The following is a 2,614-nucleotide window of genomic DNA, read 5'->3' as shown; positions in this document are numbered from 1 at the left end:
CGGACTGCTTCAGATCGATTCCGTCAGCGTGCTGGTGCGGGCGCACTACATGCCGCTGTTCTCGCGCCTTGGGTCCTACCCGGTGGGCGTGCTGGACGAAGCGGCCTGGGGCGGCAAGCCGACGCTGTTCGAATACTGGGCGCACGAAGCGTCGCTCCTGCCGCTCGACCTGCACCCGCTGCTGCGCTGGCGGATGGCGCGGGCGGCAGCGGGGCAGGGGGTCTACGGCCGGCTTGGAACCATCGCGCGGGAGCGGCCGGACTTCGTCGCGGCGACGCTGGCCGCAGTCCGGGATCGGGGACCTCTCGCCGCATCGGACTTCGAGGGCAGCAAGGGCAACGGTTCGTGGTGGGGCTGGAGCGACGTCAAATGCGCGCTCGAATACCTGTTCTGGGCGGGGATGCTCACGACCCGGACGCGCCGGGGGTTCGAGCGGCTGTACGACCTGCCGGAGCGGGCGCTGCCGGCCAAGATCCTGAACCTGCCGACGCCCGACGAAGCGGACGCGCACCGGGAATTGCTGGCACTGTCCGCCCGCGCCCACGGCATCGGCACCGCCAACGATTTGCGCGATTACTTCCGGCTGGACGCCGCCGACGTGAAACCCCGGATCGCCGAGCTGGTGGAGGAGGGGACCCTGCTGCCGGTCGAGGTCGAGGGCTGGAAGCAGCAAGGGTATCTGCACCGGGACGCCCGGCGGCCCCGGCGGATCGACGCCGCGGCGCTGCTGTCGCCGTTCGACCCGCTGGTGTGGGAGCGGTCAAGGTCGGAACGGCTGTTCGACTTCCGCTACCGGCTGGAGATATATACGCCGGTCGAGAAGCGCCAGCACGGCTACTACGTATTGCCGTTCCTGCTGGGCGACCGGCTGGCCGCCCGCGTCGACCTGAAGGCGGAGCGGGCGACCGGAACGCTGCATGTGCTGGCAGTCCATGCCGAACCGCACGCGCCGGCGCATACCGCCGAGGCGCTTCTGGCGGAACTTCGGCATATGGCGGACTGGCTGCTGCTGGAGCGGATGAGCATCGCGGACCATGGCGATCTGGCTCCGGCGTTGCGGCAGGCAGAGATGTCGGGCGCAAGCGGCAATTAAGCTCGGCCTTTCCGGGACGTTAGACGTCGGGCCTCTTCAGCCCGACATATTTGCTTGAAAGCAGCCAGTATAATCCAATCGATAGTTCGGTTTTGCATAAAATAATCATACTTCCGCAAGTAGCTGTGTGGTGGTTCACAGATCTCGATGGCTGGACAGGGTACCGTCGACATCGTCGAAGCTAAGTGATTCGGTCGGTCGAGCCGGAAAGAGGGGTAAGCGGTGCTTCACCTAACGAGAATCCTCTACCAGCCACGCACATGATCTCTACCACTTTCGCAGGTATTCTCAATTTTAATTGCCTTTTTAATGTGTTGTCGGCGTATGGGGTTTTCGTGGCTGCAATTCGATGGAAATACCATCCGTTGTGGTGCGCCTTACTGCCAAACGGTTACTCGCCATAAGCTGCTTTGCATTTTTTCGCTGATCTCACGACGTTTACTGTCAAGTCCTATTCCAGCTTCATGCGTCGCAGGCAAGTTTCGGGCAATGGTAACGGCAACCATCCTTACAGGGCATTTCTGCTTATGAGGACTATCATTCAAACCAACGAGAAGCAGCTTGCCCATTATGCTGCCGTTTTGTGGCAGCGTAAGTTTCTGATCGCCCTGTTTGTTGTTGTCTCGATCGGCTTGGGCTATTGGGGCGTCAGGCAAGTGACCCCGCTCTACACGGCGGAAGCCGTGGTGGCCTTGAAGACGCGTCCCCAGACGCTGATCGACAACGCAGCACCCGCAGCCATCGCGCGTCCCGACATCGCAAGCGTCAAGACCGAAGCGGAATCGGTGCGCTCGACCCTCCTGATCGGTCAGGTCGTCGATCAGCTGAACCTGGTCGCCGACCCCGAATTCAACCTCGCCATCGCCGAGGAATTGTCGCTGCGCGACCGTGTCAGGCTGATCATGAACGGGGCCTACGCACTGGCCGCGGATGGGCTGAAGCAGGTCGGCATCGAGTTGCCCGCTCCGGAGCCCGATCCCGAAGCCGATCCGCGCAGCGCCGTCATCAACACCATCGCACGGCAGCTTCAGGTCAGCAGCGCTCCCGACGCCTATACCATCCGCATCCAGTTCGTATCGGAAGTGCCGGAGAAAGCGGCGCTCATCGTAAACCAGCTGGTCGATCGTTATCTGGCGAACCAGGTCGCCGAAAACCAGAAGGAAGCCAGCCAGGCCATGGTCTGGCTGGAGCAGCGCGTCAACGGCGTGCGCGCCGAGCTGGATCAGGCAACGGCGGCGCTGGCCGATTTCCGGACGAAGAACAACCTCGTCCCGGTCGGGCCGCAGGCTCAGCTCGCGACCCAGCGCATCATCGCGCTCAACACCGAACTCGGCACGCTCAAGGTCGCCCGGCTGGAAGCAGAAGCGCAGCTGGCCCAGGTCAAGCAGCTTCAGGCATCGGGCCGCACCGACAGCATGGAGATCGTCACCCGCAACCCGACGATCCAGATCCTGCGCCAGCAGGAAGCGGATCTGGCGGCCCAGGTCGCCAACCTGTCCCAGTCGCTGGGCGCCCGCCACC

At 63.3% G+C, this 2,614-nt stretch carries 2 protein-coding genes; both read left to right on the top strand.

Going from position 1 to position 2,614, the window contains the following annotated elements:
- Positions 1–1,093: winged helix-turn-helix domain-containing protein (locus AC5JJ6_RS08570; protein WP_496041633.1), on the top strand; the 1,093-nt coding region annotated here is incomplete at its 5' end.
- 527 nt (positions 1,094–1,620) lie between these two features.
- Positions 1,621–2,614: GumC family protein (locus tag AC5JJ6_RS08565; RefSeq protein WP_496041632.1), on the top strand; the 994-nt coding region annotated here is incomplete at its 3' end.

The sequence above is a fragment of the Skermanella sp. genome (assembly GCF_059503625.1).
The sequence above is the reverse complement of the archived record's forward strand: the minus strand, read 5'-3'. Positions and strand labels throughout refer to the sequence as shown.